Consider the following 16,886-nt stretch of genomic DNA (forward strand, 5'->3'; position numbering starts at 1 on the left):
ATATACATCGTGGAATATCAAAAGACCGAAAGAAACAACGGAGCCCACAAACAAAAACACGCTGCCTGGGCAGCGTGTCGAATCAGTGTGTTCTTCCCGAGATATCCGTCAACGCATCCCGCCGCCAGATGCCAGCTTGAACACGGCCACAGCCTGGACCATTTGCTCAGCGCGCGTCTGCAGGTTGGACGCGGCCGCGGCGCTTTCTTCCACAAGCGCTGCGTTCTGCTGCGTCGCCTGGTCCATTTGCGTGACGGCCTCGCCGACCTGGGCCACGCCAGAACTCTGCTCGCGGCTGGCGGCACTGATCTCGCCCATGATGTCGGTGACCCGGCGGATGGAGCTCACGACTTCGGTCATCGTCACGCCAGCCTGGTCCACCAACGTGGTGCCTTCGGCAACGCGCTCGACACTGGCGGTGATGAGACCCTTGATCTCTTTTGCGGCCTCTGCGCTGCGCTGGGCCAGATTGCGGACTTCGCCGGCCACCACTGCAAAACCACGCCCTTGTTCGCCGGCGCGTGCGGCTTCCACCGCGGCATTCAGGGCGAGGATGTTGGTCTGGAAAGCAATGCCGTCGATCACGCAGATGATGTCGGCGATCTTGCGTGAGCTGTCGTTGATGCCTTTCATGGTGTCGACCACTTGAGCCACCACATCGCCGCCTTGCGTGGCCACCGTCGACGCGCTCATTGCGAGCTGATTGGCCTGCAGTGCGTTGTCGGCGTTCTGCCTGACCGTCGAACTGAGCTGCTCCATCGAAGCGGCTGTTTCTTCCAGCGCACTGGCTTGTTGCTCCGTGCGCGAAGACAGGTCGTTGTTGCCCTGCGCGATCTCGGCACTGGCCAGTGCCACACCTTCCGCGTTGCCGCGCACGTTGGACACCACACGCCCCAGGCTCTCCTGCATGGCTTTGAGGGCCTGTTGCAGCTCGGCGGCTTCGTCCCGGCCTTCGGCGTGGATCGTTCTGGTCAGATCGCCTTCGGCAATGCGCCGGGCGCTTTCGGTGGCTTCGCGCAGCGGCACCGTGATCGACCGGCTCAGCACAAACGCAGCTGCTGCACCCAGTAGCGTGGCCAGCACGCCGCCCAGGATGAGAATCGTGCGACCCATCGCTGCCTTGTCCTCGGCCACATTCAGCGCTTCATCGTAGATGCTTTGCTGGCGCTGTTCGAGCTTCAGGATGGAGTTGATGTAGGCCTCGGCCAGCGGCTTGAGGTCGCGATCCAGCGCGGCACTGACGTCCTCCCCTGCCATGCGCGCTTTCACCACCGCTGCACGCGGTGTGCGGTAGGCCTCGCGCGCGGCATCGATGTCGGCGATGAGCTGTTTGCCCCCCTCCGTCTGCACCAGCTCGATCATGCGCTTGCGCGCTGCCTGCGTGACCTCCGACGTCTTGTCCATTTCCGCTTGCCACATCGGCACCCGACTCAAATCGGCGTCCAGAATCGCGGCGCGTGTGCGTATCCAGTTCAAGTCGATGGTCTGGCGCCAGCGCACCGCCAGTTGCAGCTTTTCGTTGTCCTCCTGGGCCAGCATGCGGGTGGTCTGCACCAGTTCCTGCAGCCGCCAGACGCCGATCCCGGCCATCATGGCGGTGATGAACAGCACCGCGCCAAACGCAATGGCCAGGCGCGTGCCGACCTTGATGTGGTTGAGTTTCATGACGAAAACAGTCTCCTGAGATGGAACGGCATGCGCCGCCGTGCGCATGCTTACCTTGCTGTCATCGGCACAAACAGCGGCTTCTTGAAAAATGGGGGGACGTTTATCGTTCAGCTCGCCAGGGCGTGCAACCCAGAAAAAAGCCCGGGGCGCTTAGCAGCGCCCCGGGCTTTTTTTGTCGTGTGAGGCGCGCAAAGCGCCCGCGCATCAATCTTCCACGAAAGCTTCTTCGCGCTTCTTCTTGATGGAAGGCAGCAGCACGATGAGCAGCAGCAGCGCAGCCACGGCCAGCAGCGATGCCGAAATCGGGCGCGTCACAAACACAGCCCAGTCGCCACGCGAGATCAGCAAGGCGCGGCGAAGGTATTCCTCCATCATCGGACCGAGGATGAAGCCCAGCAGCAGCGGCGCCGGCTCACACCCCAGTTTGATGAACAGGTAGCCGATCACACCAAACGCCGCCACCATCCAGATGTCGAAGTTGTTGTTGTTGGTCGAGTACACGCCGATCGCACAGAACAGCACGATGGCCGGGAACAACCAGCGGTACGGCACGGCCAGCAGCTTGATCCACATGCCGATCAGCGGCAGGTTCAGGATGATCAGCATGGCGTTACCGATCCACATGGAAGCGATCAGGCCCCAGAACAGTTCCGGGTTGGAGGTCATCACCTGTGGGCCAGGCTGAATGTTGTGGATCGTCATCGCGCCCACCATCAGCGCCATCACGGCGTTGGGGGGAATGCCCAGCGTCAGCAGGGGGATGAAGGAGGTTTGGGCACCGGCGTTGTTGGCCGATTCAGGACCTGCCACGCCGCGGATGTTGCCCTTTCCGAACTGGATTTCACCGGGCTTGAGCTTGATCTTCTTCTCGATCGTGTAGGCGGCAAACGCCGACAGCAACGCACCACCACCCGGCAGGATGCCCAGCGCCGAGCCCAGCGCCGTACCGCGCAAAACGGCAGGCGTCATGTGCTTGAAGTCTTCCTTGGTGGGCATGAGGCCGTGCACCTTGGCCGTGAACACTTCGCGCTCGTCTTCGGGCTGCGACAGGTTGTGGATGATTTCGCCATAGCCAAACACACCCATGGCGATCACCACGAAGCTGATGCCGTCGGTGAGTTCGGGCACGTCGAAGCTGAAACGGGCCACGCCCGAGTTCACGTCGGTACCGACCAGACCCAGCAACAGGCCCAGCACGATCATGGCCAAGGCCTTGATCAGCGAACCCGAAGCCAGCACCACGGCGCCGATCAGGCCGACGATCATCAGCGAGAAGTACTCGGCCGGGCCGAAGCTCAGCGCGACTTCCGTCAGGGGTGGCGCAAATGCGGCGAGCACCAGGGTGCCGACGCAGCCGGCAAAGAACGAGCCCAGACCAGCAGCCGCCAGCGCAGGCCCTGCCCGCCCCTTTTTCGCCATCTGGTGGCCGTCGATCACGGTCACCACGGACGACGATTCGCCCGGCAGGTTCACCAGAATGGCGGTGGTGGAACCGCCGTACTGCGCACCGTAATAGATACCCGCAAGCATGATCAGTGCAGCCACGGGCGGCAGGCCGTAGGTGGCAGGGAGCAGCATGGCGATGGTGGCCACAGGGCCGATGCCCGGCAGCACGCCGATCAGGGTACCGAGCAAGCACCCGACGAGGGCGTACAACAGGTTCTGGAAGGTAAAGGCGACGCCAAAACCCAGCGACAAGTGTTCAATGAGTTCCATGGGGTAGGTCTCGATCTCAGGCGGTCAGGAAAGCAGGCCACACCGGGAACTGCAGCTTCAGGGCGTACACGAAGGCAACATAACTGCCGGCAGCGAGAATGGTCGCAAGGATGATCGATTCCTTCAGGCTGCAATTGGGGCGTGCATAGCCCGCAATGATCACCAGCGCGTAGATCGCGATGATCATGCCGAACGCCGGAATGCCCAGGGCGGGCACACCCACCAGCAGGACACCGAAAGCCAGGTTGGCGCCGATGATGAAGCCCAGGGGACGCCAGGCAAATTTGCCAATGAGATCGCCGTCCGGGGCCTTGCTCCTGAACGACTGGGCCGTGATGGCCACGCCCAGAATGATGAGCACGATACCGAGCAACAGGGGGAAGTAACCCGGGCCCATGCGTGCTGCACTGCCCACCGTGAAGTTGGTGGCGCCGACGGCAAAAGCGATGCCGACGGCGGTGAACATGAGTCCAGAGAAAAAGTCTTTTTGGCTTGCCATTTTCACGGCGTCTCCTCAATTTGTGGATATGCGGGCGATTTTGCTGCGGTTACGCGGTTGCGCGCATGTGGGTTACACCTACTTTTTCGCTCACCCCCTGGAACTTTTTGCCGGTCTTGCCAGCGGCTTCACCACTTGCCGCGGGGTTGCTGCGCCCGCACGAAGGCGGCGATGATGTCGGCCGACGCGCCCCGCCCTGCCCGCTGCGCAAAGTCGATGGCTGTCAGGCCGAGCTGGTTCCTGATCAGCGGGTCAGCGCCCTCTTCCAGCAAGAGCTTCACCACGCCCGGGGTGCCGTAGTGCGCCGCCATCATCAGCGGTGTGGTCTTGTTGGGCGACTCGGCGTCGATGTAGGCGTGATGCTCCAGCAGGAGGCGCACCATGGCGGTGCTGCTTTCGCCGGGGTCTGAAGCGGCGTAGTGCAAGGGGGTCCACCCGGGCTTGTTGACCTCGGCATTGCGCGCGATCAGTCGGCGCGCCGCTTCCAGGTGCCCCTTGATGGCCGCCATCATCAATGGGCTTTCACCCTGCGCGTTTCGCGCCTCGACATCCACTGTCGGCTGCCCGATCAGGTATTCGGCCACTTGCGGGGCCTGATCGCGCAGGGCCAGGAACAGAGCGTGGTTGCCCTCCGGGCTGCGGGTGTTGAGGTCAAAGCCGCGCTGCACGAGTTGTCGAATGGTGGGCACGTCATCGCGTTTGACCGCGATAAAAAAGTCGTCGTACGAATTGGCCCATGCGGCGTTCGAGAAGCCCAGGAAAAGGCAAATAAACCATTTAAAAACAATGTGATTTTTCATGAACTGCATGTGTTACATGAGCTAAGCCGGCTGCCCTACGTGGGCAAACAGCACATCAAAGTTGCGGCTGGTCGTGGCAGCAACGGATTCCACCGACAAGCCCTTGAGCTCGGCGATCTGCTTGGCGACCCACGGCACGTACGCGGGTGAGTTGGTTTTGCCGCGGTACGGCACAGGCGCGAGATACGGGCTGTCGGTCTCGATCAGGATCCGGTCCATCGGCACATAGGTGGCCACATCGCGCAAATCGGCCGCATTGCGAAACGTCAGGATGCCGGAAAACGAGATGAAGAAGCCCAGATCCAGCGCGGCGCGCGCCACTTCCATGGATTCCGTGAAGCAATGGAACACGCCGGTGGCCGTGGGCAGCCCCGCTGCCTGTGCAGAAGCAAATCCCCCCTCTTCCCGAAGGATGGCGAGCGTGTCGTCGGAAGCGCTGCGGGTGTGAATCACCAGCGGCAGCGAGGTCTGGCGGGCGGCGCGAATGTGGGTGCGAAAGCGCTCGCGTTGCCAGGCCATGTCCGCCACAGAGCGATCGCCCAGGCGGTAGTAATCCAGGCCGGTTTCACCGATGCCGACCACGCGCGGGCGCGCCGCGCGCTGCAACAAGTCATCGAGCGTGGGTTCCTGAATGCCTTCGTTGTCCGGATGAACACCGACAGTGGCCCAGAGGTGTGCGTGATCGCGCGCCAGGCCGTAGACGTCTTCGAACTCCTCCAGCGTGGTGCAAATGCAAAGCGCCCGGGTGACCTGCGCATCGGACATCGCCTGGAGGATGTCGGGCAGCTGAGACCGGAGCTCGGGGAAATTGAGATGGCAGTGGGAGTCGGTGAACATACAGGGGAGATGCCGGCGCGAAAAAGCCGATGGGCACCGCATTGTGCGCCGCATCGGCCTGCGGGAAAACGAAGGGTCAGAGCGTCTGGGTGGCGCGGTCGGAACCGAGGCTGGAGCCCAGGATTTCTTCAATCTTGAGCTTGAGCTGACGGGATTTTTCGTCGGAAGGAAACCGGATCCCGACGCCCTGGGTGCGCGCGCCCTGCGCCTTGGCGGGCGTGACCCACGCCACCTTGCCCGCCACGGGGTAGCGCTGGGGGTCGTCGGGCAGGCTGAGCAACACATAAACGTCGTCGCCGAGCCGGTACTCGCGCGAGGAGGGAATGAAGATGCCCCCGTCCGCAAACAAGGGAATGTAGGCGGCATACAGGGCGGCCTTTTCCTTGATGGAGAGCTGGATCACGCTCGGCCGCGCCGCGGCGGTCGATGGAGAGGGGTTGGTGCTCATGGCTGCGGAGTTTAGCGGCAATGCGCCAAAAAGCGGGCGGGTTTGTGCGCACCATTCATGCGCGGCGCGGCGCGGACGAGGCGTTGCCCAGCACCTGCCGCGTGCGGGCAGCCCAGGCCTCCTGCATCAGGCCGGCGTTGTACGGATGCTCCACCGTTCGGGCGGTGCTCATCAGCTCGCGCGACCACTGGGCAAGAACGGCCCAGCGCGGCGCAGGCGGGAGTTGATCGGCAGGGAAAAACCGCGTGGGTGCGCCGGACGCACTTGCCATGAGATCGTGGCAAAGCTTCTGCAAAACGGCCAGCTGCTGCGCAGGTGGCCAGCCACTGAGCGTGCCCCAGTCGCCGCGCGCCAGGGCCTGGGGCAGCTGGGCCCAGGTGGCCGTCTGCAGCCCTGTGGAAGCCCAGGCCAGCGCATCGTCTGGCCGCCCCCCGGCCGCTTGCAACCAGGTCGACGCTTGCTCGGGCTCGGGTGCCTTGCCCTTGACTGCAGCCTCCTGGCTCAGCCAGGCCAGTGCCTGGGCCGGGTCGGGCCACACCATGGCGTGCGTCTGACAGCGGCTCCGGATGGTGGGCAGCAGTTGGTGGGCCGCCTCGGTCGCCAGGACAAAGCGCACCTCGCCGACCGGTTCTTCGAGCGTCTTGAGGAGCGTGTTGGCCGACTCGATGTTCATGCGCTCGGCGGGGTACACCAGGATCACCTTGGTGCGGCCCCGGGACCGGGTGAACTGCGTGAATGCGACGGCTTCACGCGCCGCCTCCACGCGGATCAGCTTGCTGGCCTTGCGCTTCTTGTCGTCGATGTCTTTCTGCGCGGACTCGTCCAGCGGCCAGCCCAGCTCCAGGCTCAGTGTCTCGGGCATGAGCACACACAGGTCTGCGTGGGTGCGCACATCGATGGCATGGCAACTGCCGCAAACACCGCAGGCGCCATCGGCGGTGGGCTGCTCACAGAGCCAGGCGCGCGCGAGCGCGAGCGCGAGGTCGTACTGGCCCAGGCCCGACGGACCCGACAACAGCAGGGCATGGCCGCGCTGTGCGAGCAGCCGCTGCAATTGCGCCTGAAGCCATGGGGCCAGCGCCGTCACGCGTGCGCCCCGTTCTGGCCCAGCCAGCCGCGCAGCTCGAACGCTTGCCGCACCTGATGCCACACCGCGTCGCGAGACAGGTTGGAGTCGATACGGGCAAAGCGGGCTGGCGCGGCATCCATGCGCTGGGCGTAACCCGCTGCAACGCGTTCGAAAAACGCCTGCGACTGCGATTCGAACCGGTCGGGCACACGCGCTGATGCCAGGCGCTGTGCCGCCACAGCCGGGGGCACATCGAACCAGACGGTGAGGTCGGGTTGGCGAAGCTGGTCGGTGCCCGGCAGGGCTTGCACCCAGCGCTCGAGCTGTCGGAGCACGTCGAGATCGAAACCCCTTCCGAAACCCTGGTAGGCAAAGGTCGCGTCGGTGAAGCGGTCGCACAGCACGACGTCGCCACGCTGCAGCGCCGGCTCGATCACTTGCTGCAAGTGATCTCGTCGGGCGGCGAACATGAGCAGGGCTTCGCACAGCGGGTCCATCGCGTCGTTCAACACGAGCTCACGCAGCTTCTCGGCCAGCGGTGTGCCACCCGGTTCGCGTGTGAGCGTGACCGCCCGGCCCGCCGCGCGAAACGCGTCTGCCAGCGCGGCGATGTGGGTGGACTTGCCCGCGCCGTCGATGCCTTCGAAGGAAATGAAGAGTCCGGCCGGGGGCATGGAATGGGTCAAGAGAGCGCGGTGGGGGAATCAGCGGCGCAGGATGTAGCGCTGCACCGCCGCATTGTGCTCTTCGAGCGTGGCGCTGAACTGGCTGGAGCCGTCACCGCGCGACACGAAATAGATGGCGTTGGTGTTCATGGGCTGCACCGCTGCCATCAGCGAGGCGACGCCGGGAATGGCAATGGGCGTGGGCGGCAGGCCGGCGCGGGTGTAGGTGTTGTACGCGGTGTCGTTTTGCAGGTCGACCCGCCGCAGGTTGCCATCGAAGCGCTCGCCCAATCCGTAGATGACGGCGGGATCGGTCTGCAGGCGCATGCCGATGCGCAGGCGGTTGGAAAACACGCCCGCAATGCGTCGGCGGTCGCTCTCCAGGCCGGTTTCTTTCTCGATGATGCTCGCGAGCACCAGCGCTTCGTCTGCGGAGCGCAGGGGCGAGGCGGGGTCGCGTTGTTCCCAGGCTTTCGCCAGGCGCTGCTCCATGGCCTGGGCCGCCTGCTTGAGCACGCTGGACGCGGGCGCGCGCGTCACCACGCGGTATGTGTCGGGAAAAAAGCGGCCTTCCGGGTGGCGCCCGGGGTAGCCGATCAGCGCCATGATGTCGCTCGGACTCATGCCATTGACGTCTTGCGTGAGGTCGGGCGAAGCGCGCACGGCCTGCAGCACCTGGCGAATGTTCCAGCCTTCAACCAGGGTGATGCTGCGCAGCGCCTGCTCGCCCCTGGCCAGCTTGGACAGCAGCGTCCGAGGTGTGATGCCCGGCGCAAATTCATACGTGCCGGCCTTGATGTCGCGCGCCTGGCCAGACAGCCGGAACCACGCATACAGAAAGACAGCAGGCGTGTTCACGCCCGATGCGCTCAGGGTGTCCGCCACGGTTTGGGCCGATGAGCCGGGGTCGATCGTGACCAGCAGCGGTTCTTTGTCGGATGCGCCCGCCGCCAGTGGCAGAGGCTGTTGCAGCCACCACAGGCCGCCAGCGGCGGCCAGCATGGCCAGGAGCAGGGGCACGACCACCAGCAGTTTCAACAGACGCATCACAGGCTTGGGCTCGACAGGGTCAAGGAAGGAGGGGTCGGTGGGGATTCGGGCCGGCCATGATAATCGACACCATGAGCAACTCGACCATGCCGAACAGCACACCACAGGGGCTCGCCACCGCTGGCGTGGCGCCGCTTTCCCACCTTGGCGTCATTCGCGTGGAAGGCGAAGAAGCCGCCAAGTTTCTGCAGGGCCAGCTCACGCAGGACTTCGCTTTGCTGGGTTTGTCAGAGGCCCGCCTCGCGGCTTTCTGTTCGGCGAAGGGGCGCATGCAGGCCAGCTTCGTCGGCTTCAAACGCAGCCACGACGAGATCTTGCTGGTGTGCAGCCGGGACTTGCTTTCCGCGACGCTCAAGCGGCTCTCGATGTTTGTGCTGCGCGCCAAGGCCCGGCTCAGCGATGCGAGCGACGCATTCGCCGTGTTTGGACTGGTGGGCCAGGCGGTGCCAGCGGCATTGCCCGCCCCCAGCTGGAGCCAGTGGCGCGATGGCGATGCCAGCGTGGTGCGCCTGTACCCCGCCGAAGGCCTGGCGCGCGCCCTGTGGGTGGCGCCTGCAAACAGCGATGCCCCCCAGGGTGAAGCGATGGCGGAGCCGCTCTGGCAGTGGCTCGACGTGCGCAGCGGCGTGGCCACGGTGAGTCAGCCCGTGTTTGAGGCCTTTGTTCCGCAGATGCTCAACTACGAATCGGTCGGTGGCGTGAACTTCAAGAAGGGCTGCTACCCCGGCCAGGAAGTGGTGGCCCGCAGCCAGTTCCGCGGCACGCTCAAGCGCCGCGCTTACCTGGCGCACGGACCGGCGCCCATGGCCCCGGGTGACGAGGTGTTCCACGAGAGCGACGCCGAGCAGCCTTGCGGCACCGTGGTGCAGGCAGCGGCCAACCCGGCTGGCGGCTGGGATGCCATCGTGTCCCTGCAGACCAGCGCCGCGGCGCAGGGCACCGTGCGGGCGGGCCGTGCCGATGGCCCGGCGTTGCAATGGCTCCCCCTGCCCTACCCCTTGCTCGACGACATCTGAACCGTTTCGGGAGGTGCGCCGATGTGCCTGATCGCCTTTGCGCTGCATGCCGATCCGGTCTGCCCCTTGCTCATCGCCGCGAACCGCGACGAGTTCCTGGACCGTCCCACCGAAGGTCTGCACCGCTGGGCGCTCGCCGACGGAACGCTCATCGTGGCGGGCCGTGACCTGAAAGACGGTGGCACCTGGCTGGGCGTGAGCCCAAACGGCCGTGTGGCCATGCTCACCAATGTGCGTCAGCGGTTGGCAGGACCGGGATCGCGCAGCCGGGGTGAACTCGCCACCCGTTGGCTGCAGGGCAGCGCCAGCGAAGAGCAGCTGGCTGCCGCGATCGATCCCGCCGCCTACGGCGGGTTCAACCTGGTGGTGGGCGACTTCCACCGGCGGCGCTGGAGCTGGCTGAGCAACCGCCGGCCCGACGCTCCCCACGAATCGCACCCGCCGGCCCTGCATCACCGGGCGCTGGAGCCCGGCATCTACGGCCTCTCAAACGCCAGCCTGGACACGCCGTGGCCCAAGACGCTGCGGCTCAAGCAAGCGGTGGCCGATGCACTGGCGGGGCGGCGCGAGCACGGTGACGGCGCGCGGTGGACCGAACCGCTTGCCGGTGCGCTGGCGGACAGCACCGCTGCCGCCGACGCCGATCTGCCACACACCGGCGTGCCCGACGACATGGAGCGCGCCCTGTCCAGCCCGTTCGTGCTCATGCCGGGGCGCGCCTATGGCACGCGCAGCAGTCTGGTGGTGTGTGCCACGCAGGCCACCGCTGGTTGGGACGTCGAGATGCACGAGTGGACGCACGACCACACCCAGGCCGTTGCCGGTGGCTTTGAACGGTCTGTGCGGCGCAGCGAGTCGCTGGCCTGGTAAGCCGCGGGCCTACAGCTGGATCACCATTTCCTGGTGTCCGATGCCGGCCTCTTCAAACGGTTCGCCGCGCCGTTCGTACCCCTGGCGCGCATAGAACGCTTCGGCGCTTTGCTGCGCGTGCAGCATCACCTCGCGGTCACCGCGCTCGCGTGCGGCCTGCATGAGCGCCTGCAACACATCGCGCCCCAGGCGCCCGCCGCGCAAACCGCGCTCCACCGCCATGCGGCCAATGCGCGCCACGCCAGGCCCGTGCGGCAGCATGCGGCCAGTGGCCACCGCACGCCCGAGGCGGTTGTAGGCCACGGCGTGCACCGCCTGCGCATCGGCCTCGTCCCATTCCAGTTCTTTCGGGATCTTCTGCTCCTGCACGAAAACGGCCGTGCGCAGGCGTTGCGCATCGGGACCCAGTTCGGCCCACGTGCCCACGCGCAAGGCGGTCATGGTTTCGCCGGCTTCGTAGCCCTGAAGGATCTCGCGTAGCGCAGGGGGCACCGGGCGCGACCTCTGCGTGGCGGGGTCGGCGAAGACGTACACGATCTCGCCGCTGATGAGATGCTCGTCGCCACGGAAGATGGCGCCTGTGAAGGTCAGCGATGACGTGCCGATGCGGCTGCACTTCATGGCCACTTCGATCTGGTCGTCCACCCGGGCCGAGGCGTGAAACTCCACCGTGGCCTTCACCACATACAGGTCGCCCTGCAAATGTTCCATCGACTCCTGGTAAGGCAGCGCCAGTGCGCGCCAGTAGTCGCTGATGGCGGTGTCGAAGTACATCAGGTAGTGCGCGTTGAACACGATCTTCTGCATGTCCACCTCGGCCCAGCGCACGCGCATGCGGTGAAAGAAGCGGAAGTCGGATCGGGCGAGGCTCATGTCAGGGGGCTCCAAAGGCGTTGCGCAGCGCCAGGGCTGCGTGTTGGTGGGCGGTGCGGGCTTCGGGGATGGCGCGGCCGAAGTTGATGAAGCCGTGGACCACGCCGGCGTAAATCTCCAGGTCCACCGCCACGCCGGCATGGCGCAGGCGGTCGGCGTACATCACGCCTTCGTCGGTCAGCGGGTCGCATTCGGCCAGACCGATCCACGCGGGGGCCACGTCTTCGAGCTCTCGCAGGTGGCCGTGCTCGTCCACCCCATCCAGCGGGGCAAAGCGCCAGTCGTCGCGGTCGGCGGGGCTGCGCAGGACCTGGCTGAAGAAGTACGTGATGTGCGGCTCTTCCAGCAGAAAGCCCTGCGCAAAGGTGGCGTGTGTGGCGGTGTCCTGGTGCCCTGCGCAACCCGGATAGAAGAGGCACTGCAGCGCAATGGGCCAGCCGGCATCGCGCGCGGCAATGGCAGTGACAGCCGCCAGCGTGCCGCCGGCGCTGTCACCGCCCACGGCGATGCGTGTGCCATCGAGCCGCAACGCTGCGGCGTGTTCCCTCAGCCAGGCCAGGCTGTCCCAGGCGTCGTTCACGGCGGTGGGAAACTTCGCCTCGGGCGCGAGCCGGTAGTCCACCGACACCACCGCGCAGGCCGCCAGGTGCGCGAGCTGCCGGCACAAGGGTTCGTGGGTGGCGATGCTGCCCACGGTGAAACCGCCCCCGTGAAAGTACAGCAGCACGGGCAACGGTGCGTCGCTCTGCGGTGCGAAAAGGCGGGCGGCCACGCTGGCGCCATCGCGCGTGGGCATGCGCAGGTCTTCCACCCGGGCCAGGGCTTGCGGCGGGATCTCCAGCACGCCGGCACCGGCTTCGTAGGCGGCTTTGGCCTGCGCGGGCGGCAGCGCGTGCAGGGGCGGATGCCCGGCGCGTGCAATGCGGTCGAGCACGCCCCGCATGGTGGGCGTGAGCAGGGTTCGTGGGTCGGCGGGATGGCGCATGGGGAGGCATTGTGGCTGTCTTTTGCGCGACCCGTGCAGCCTCGGGTTTGGTAGGCAACGGGGCCACGCGCCCGTATAGTTTTTCCCCACAGGGGCGCCGCGCTCCGACCCTACAAACACGGAGACACGCATGGCCCAGATCCTCTACGTCACGAACATCCTGATCGACTTCGGCGCGCTCGCACAGTTGCAGGCCGAGTGCGAGCGGGTGGGCATCACCCGGCCGCTCATCGTGACCGACGCCGGCGTGAAAGCGGTGGGCTTGCTGGACAAGGCCATCCAGGCCTTGCCTGCGCTGGCGCCCGCCGTGTTCGACCAGACCCCCTCCAACCCGAACGAGGCGGCCGTGCGCGCGGCGGTTGCGGTGTACCGGCAGGCGGGCTGTGACGGGCTCATTGCGCTGGGCGGTGGCAGCGCCATCGACTGCGCCAAGGGCGTGGCGATTGCGTCCACGCACGAAGGCCCGCTCAAGACCTACGCCACCATCGAAGGCGGCTCGGCCAAGATCACCGACCGCGTGCCGCCGCTCATTGCCGTGCCCACCACGGCGGGCACCGGCAGCGAGGTGGCGCGCGGTGCCATCGTGATCGTGGACGACGGCCGAAAACTTGGCTTCCACAGCTGGCACCTGGTGCCCCGGACGGCGCTGCTCGACCCCGAGCTCACGCTGGGCCTGCCGCCCATGCTCACCGCCGCCACCGGCATGGACGCCATGGCCCATTGCATGGAAACCTTCATGGCGCCGCTCTTCAACCCGCCCGCCGATGGCATTGGTCTGGACGGTCTGCAACGCGGTTGGGCGCACATCGAGCGCGCCACGAAAAACGGGCAGGACCGCGAGGCGCGCCTCAACATGATGAGCGCGTCCATGCAGGGGGCCATGGCCTTCCAGAAGGGCCTGGGCTGCGTGCATTCGCTCAGCCACAGCCTGGGTGGCCTCAACCCGCGCCTGCACCACGGCACGCTCAACGCGGTGTTCCTGCCGGCGGTGATTCGCTTCAACGCCGAGACCGACTCGATGAAGAAAGACCAGCGCCTGCAACGCATGGCGCATGCCATGGGTCTGGCCGACGGCGGCGATGTGGCGGAGGCCGTCAAGGACATGAGCGCGCGGCTGGGGCTGCCTTCGGGTCTGGCCGCCATGGGCGTGACACCCGACTTGTTCGACCGCGTGATCGAGGGAGCGCTGGCGGACCACTGCCACAAGACCAACCCGCGCCTGGCCAGCGCGGACGACTACCGCGCGATGCTGCACGCATCGATGTAAACCGCAGGGCGCAAGCCCTGCACCCCGCCGCTTTCTGGCGCCATCGTGTGAACACACGAGGCCTGGCCGTGCGCAGCTGAAACCGCAGCTGCCGCGCGCGTTTTGCGTCAGCCATACCGGGTCATGGATTCATGAGATTTTCATGATCCGTCCATCACGCGCGCCCGGGGGCTTCGCTCCACACTGAATTCGTCATCGCGCCAAGGGCCTACCCGGCGCAGTGACCGACCCCAGGGGAGCCCATTGCCTGGCGCGGGCTGTCAGCACAAGGACGCTGATATTGGCGCGGGCGCATCAACACGGGAGATCCAGAAATGATTGCCACATCTGCCACCGCCGCCGACGCGGCACTGACGGCTCGCGAGGCCGAGATTCTGCACTTCATCGCGCACGGTTTGACGTCCAAGCAAATCGCCCGTGAGCTCAACATCAGCCCCTACACGGTGAACATCCGCCTTTGCGAAAGTGCGAAAGCCGACAACCCCGCGCAGGCCATTGCCCACGCACTGCGCGATCAGGGGCAAGACACGGGCGTGGTCGGCAGCCAGCTCAGCGGCGTGGCCGGGCACTACCAGCTCGACTGGCAGCTGTACCTGGATGGCCAGTGCCACGCCAACCGCGTCAAGGGCGAATCGCCCGCCGAGATGGCGCTGGTGGCCGCGCAAGAGATCGCCTTCCTCGCACGGCTGCATGCCTTGCAGGCGTCCCCCCTGTCACCCAACGCGTCGTTCTGGGGGCACATCGACGCCCTGCTCACGCTGGCCGAATCGCTGAACCAGGTCGACCGCATGGCGCCGCTGCTGGCGCAATGTGCCGAGCTGCCCCAGTGCCCGGTGCAGGTGCTCGCCGCGCTGGTGGAGGTGCTGGCGCAGCGCACGGACCGCAGCACGCCCGGCATGGCCGAGCGACTGAGCCAGCGCGCACGCCAGAGCTGCGACAGCGCCTACGAAGGGTGGGCGCGGTTGTGCCTGGCCAAGTTTCATCTCTATGTCGGCGAGGCTGCGGTGGCGCGCCAGCAGGCAATGGGTGCGCTGGATGTGTTGCGGCGCCATGCCAGTGGCGCGCTGCTGTCGCGGGGGCTGATGCTGGCCACGCACGTGCTCGGCATGCTCGGGCAACACGGCGACGCCCAGGCGCTGCTGCGGGAGGCGCAAGGCACTGTGGACACCACGCTTCACGCCAGCCTGTCGTGTGAGGTGCAACTGCGCCGTTGCGAACTGGCCTGCCTGCAGGCCGACATCGCGGCCACCGGCCAGCCCTTCCAGGAAGCCCTGGAGCTCGCCCAGCGCCTGGGATTCCAGTCCACCGAGTCGTGGCTGCGCGTGTTTTGCGCCATGCAGTGTCTCGCTGCGGGCCGCTTCACCGACGGCCACCAGCACCTGGAGGCGGCGCGCGAGGCCAGCGAGCAGCGGGGCGTGGCCCGTGCCCTCATCTACGCCACGCTGCAAACGGGGTGCTTTCACGCCCGCAATGGCAACCTGGCTGGCCTGGAACAGTGCCTGTCCCGGCTGGGCGATCCGCAGCTGCGCGACACCGCCCTGGGCACCGCCGCCTGGCGCTGGTTGCGCGCCCGGCACCTGGTGCTATCAGGCCAGGCGCGAGACGCCTTTGCGCTGGCCGAGCAGGCCATGCGTGAGCTGGCCCACCTGGGACTCTGGTGGGGTGAAGACAACTGGTTGTTCATGGCCCAGGTGGCGCTGCTGGGCGGCCACCGCGCCATGGCCGACAACGTGCTGGCCGAGCTCGAGGCGCGCCAGCTGCTGCACCCTGCCGCCCCGCGGCGCGCGGTGCTCCTGGCGGTACAGGGCATGCTGGCCCACCACGATGGCGCGCAGGCCCAGGCGCACCGCCTTTTCGAACAGGCGCACGAACTGGCGCGCCACACGCTGATGGCGCAAGTGCTGTTGCCGGGTCTGGTGTGGTTGTCGCTGGTCAATGGGCGCCAGCCCGGCGCGAACCCGCTGGCAGCCGCGGGCGACTGGGCTGAGCTCACGCCCGAAGGACGCCACGTTCAGGCCGTGGTGTTGAGGCAGTCGCAATGGGGCGATGCGCTGCAGCAGACGGCGCTCATGCTGGGCACAGGCACCGACAACCCCGTGCCGGTGGTGGCGGACGCCGGCGACGCCGCGCTGATCCGGTACGTGCAGTGCCTGCCACTGCCGGTCTGAGCTGCCGGCTCAGCCGCCTTCGCGTTCGGGCATGCGCGCGCCCACATGCTGTGCGCCGCGTTGCTCGGCCAGTTCGACCTGGCGCTGGCGCTCGGCCAGGGCCGCCTTCTCCTGCGGGCTGCGCTGGTCGTGGCAGTGCGCACAGCTCACGCCCTTCACGTAGTGCGGCGAGGCCTTGTCTTCGGGGCCGAGCGGCCAGCGGCATGAACGGCACAGCTCGTGGGGGCCAGGTGCCAGCCCATGCCCCACGCTCACGCGCTCGTCAAACACGAAGCACTCGCCTTGCCAGGTGCTCTGCTCGGGCGGCACTTCCTCCAGGTACTTCAGGATGCCGCCTTCAAGGTGATACACCTCGTCGAAACCCCGCATCTTCATGAGCGCGGTGGACTTTTCACAGCGGATGCCCCCGGTGCAGAACATGGCCACCTTGGGCTTGCGGCCCTCGCCCTGCAAGGCGGGCTGCGCATCGAGCCACGCCGGCAGTTCGGTGAAGGTCTTGATGTTCGGGTTCACTGCGCCCTGGAAGGTGCCGATGGCCACCTCGTAGTCGTTGCGTGTGTCGATCAGCAGCACATCGGGGTCGGCCAGCAGCGCGTTCCACTCTTGCGGCTTCACGTATTGCCCCACCGTCTTGCTGGGGTCCAGACCAGGCACGCGCAGCGTGACGATCTCCTTCTTCAACCGCACCTTCATGCGATGAAACGGCGGATGCCCGCTCCACGATTCCTTGTGCGGCAGGCGCGCCAGGCGGGGGTCGGCGCGCAGGTGGTCCAGCACCGCACGGACGCCGGCTTCGGGCCCGGCAATGGTGCCGTTGATACCCTCGCGCGCCAGGAGCAGCGTGCCCTTCACCCCGTTGGCCTCACAGCACGCCAGCAGCGGGTCGCGCAGGTCGGCGAAGTCCGGCAGGTCGACGAACTGGTACAGGGCGGCGGTGAGAAAGGCGGCTTGCATG

General features: G+C 66.5%; 16 protein-coding genes. 4 read left to right on the forward strand and 12 right to left on the reverse strand.

The genetic code is table 11. From position 1 onward, the window contains the following. Positions 1-108: 108 nt before the first annotated feature. From KXJ60_RS03195 to mltG, 9 genes are all read right to left on the reverse strand, one after another. Complete coding sequence (locus tag KXJ60_RS03195) at positions 109-1,665, reverse strand: methyl-accepting chemotaxis protein (RefSeq protein WP_291124040.1); 1,557 nt, start codon at positions 1,663-1,665, stop codon at positions 109-111. Between the two features lie 207 nt (positions 1,666-1,872). Beyond that, a complete protein-coding gene (locus KXJ60_RS03200) occupies positions 1,873-3,384 on the reverse strand; it encodes a tripartite tricarboxylate transporter permease (protein ID WP_291124041.1) in 1,512 nt (503 codons plus the stop codon). 16 nt (positions 3,385-3,400) lie between these two features. Then, entirely contained in the window at positions 3,401-3,889 is a 489-nt protein-coding gene (locus KXJ60_RS03205; RefSeq protein ID WP_291124043.1) for a tripartite tricarboxylate transporter TctB family protein, read from the reverse strand. Between the two features lie 122 nt (positions 3,890-4,011). Beyond that, positions 4,012-4,683: an ankyrin repeat domain-containing protein gene (locus tag KXJ60_RS03210; RefSeq protein WP_291124045.1), complete on the reverse strand. Its 672-nt coding sequence runs from the start codon at positions 4,681-4,683 to the stop codon at positions 4,012-4,014. 21 nt (positions 4,684-4,704) lie between these two features. Then, positions 4,705-5,520: a TatD family hydrolase gene (locus KXJ60_RS03215; RefSeq protein WP_291124047.1), complete on the reverse strand. Its 816-nt coding sequence runs from the start codon at positions 5,518-5,520 to the stop codon at positions 4,705-4,707. A gap of 76 nt (positions 5,521-5,596) precedes the next feature. Continuing rightward, complete coding sequence (locus KXJ60_RS03220) at positions 5,597-5,968, reverse strand: PilZ domain-containing protein (protein WP_291124049.1); 372 nt, start codon at positions 5,966-5,968, stop codon at positions 5,597-5,599. A 55-nt stretch (positions 5,969-6,023) separates the two neighbouring features. Then, a complete protein-coding gene (locus KXJ60_RS03225; protein ID WP_291124051.1) occupies positions 6,024-7,055 on the reverse strand; it encodes a DNA polymerase III subunit delta' in 1,032 nt (343 codons plus the stop codon). Then, positions 7,052-7,711, reverse strand: coding sequence for a dTMP kinase (gene tmk, locus KXJ60_RS03230; RefSeq protein ID WP_291124053.1), 660 nt, complete (start codon positions 7,709-7,711; stop codon positions 7,052-7,054). The genes KXJ60_RS03225 and tmk overlap by 4 nt, the downstream gene beginning before the upstream one ends. Before the next feature lie 30 nt (positions 7,712-7,741). Next, positions 7,742-8,749, reverse strand: coding sequence for an endolytic transglycosylase MltG (gene mltG / locus KXJ60_RS03235; RefSeq protein ID WP_291124055.1), 1,008 nt, complete (start codon positions 8,747-8,749; stop codon positions 7,742-7,744). Between the two features lie 74 nt (positions 8,750-8,823). Between mltG and KXJ60_RS03240 the strand changes: the two genes are divergently transcribed. Both KXJ60_RS03240 and KXJ60_RS03245 read left to right on the forward strand, forming a co-directional pair. Continuing rightward, the gene (locus KXJ60_RS03240) at positions 8,824-9,768 is read left to right on the forward strand and encodes a folate-binding protein (RefSeq protein ID WP_291124057.1); all 945 of its coding nucleotides are present in this window, start codon (positions 8,824-8,826) and stop codon (positions 9,766-9,768) included. A gap of 21 nt (positions 9,769-9,789) precedes the next feature. Then, positions 9,790-10,638: an NRDE family protein gene (locus tag KXJ60_RS03245; protein WP_291124059.1), complete on the forward strand. Its 849-nt coding sequence runs from the start codon at positions 9,790-9,792 to the stop codon at positions 10,636-10,638. Positions 10,639-10,647: 9 nt separating this feature from the next. Here KXJ60_RS03245 and KXJ60_RS03250 read toward each other — a convergent pair whose 3' ends face one another. Both KXJ60_RS03250 and KXJ60_RS03255 read right to left on the reverse strand, forming a co-directional pair. After that, a complete protein-coding gene (locus tag KXJ60_RS03250; protein ID WP_291124061.1) occupies positions 10,648-11,511 on the reverse strand; it encodes a YbgC/FadM family acyl-CoA thioesterase in 864 nt (287 codons plus the stop codon). Between the two features lies 1 nt (position 11,512). Further along, positions 11,513-12,496, reverse strand: a complete 984-nt coding sequence (locus KXJ60_RS03255) for an alpha/beta hydrolase (RefSeq protein WP_291124063.1) — start codon at positions 12,494-12,496, stop codon at positions 11,513-11,515. A gap of 130 nt (positions 12,497-12,626) precedes the next feature. On the opposite strand from KXJ60_RS03255, the gene KXJ60_RS03260 reads away from it, so the two are divergent. Beyond that, entirely contained in the window at positions 12,627-13,763 is a 1,137-nt protein-coding gene (locus KXJ60_RS03260; RefSeq protein ID WP_291124065.1) for an iron-containing alcohol dehydrogenase, read from the forward strand. Positions 13,764-14,077: 314 nt separating this feature from the next. Beyond that, positions 14,078-15,931 carry a LuxR C-terminal-related transcriptional regulator gene (locus KXJ60_RS03265; protein ID WP_291124067.1) on the forward strand — a complete coding sequence of 618 codons (1,854 nt, stop codon included), beginning with the start codon at positions 14,078-14,080 and terminating at the stop codon, positions 15,929-15,931. A gap of 9 nt (positions 15,932-15,940) precedes the next feature. On the opposite strand, the gene KXJ60_RS03270 is transcribed toward KXJ60_RS03265, so the two are convergent. Next, positions 15,941-16,885: a rhodanese-related sulfurtransferase gene (locus tag KXJ60_RS03270; RefSeq protein WP_291124069.1), complete on the reverse strand. Its 945-nt coding sequence runs from the start codon at positions 16,883-16,885 to the stop codon at positions 15,941-15,943. Between the last annotated feature and the right edge of the window lies 1 nt (position 16,886).

Origin of the sequence: Hydrogenophaga sp., assembly GCF_019264445.1 — a bacterium.
GTDB lineage: Bacteria > Pseudomonadota > Gammaproteobacteria > Burkholderiales > Burkholderiaceae_C > Hydrogenophaga.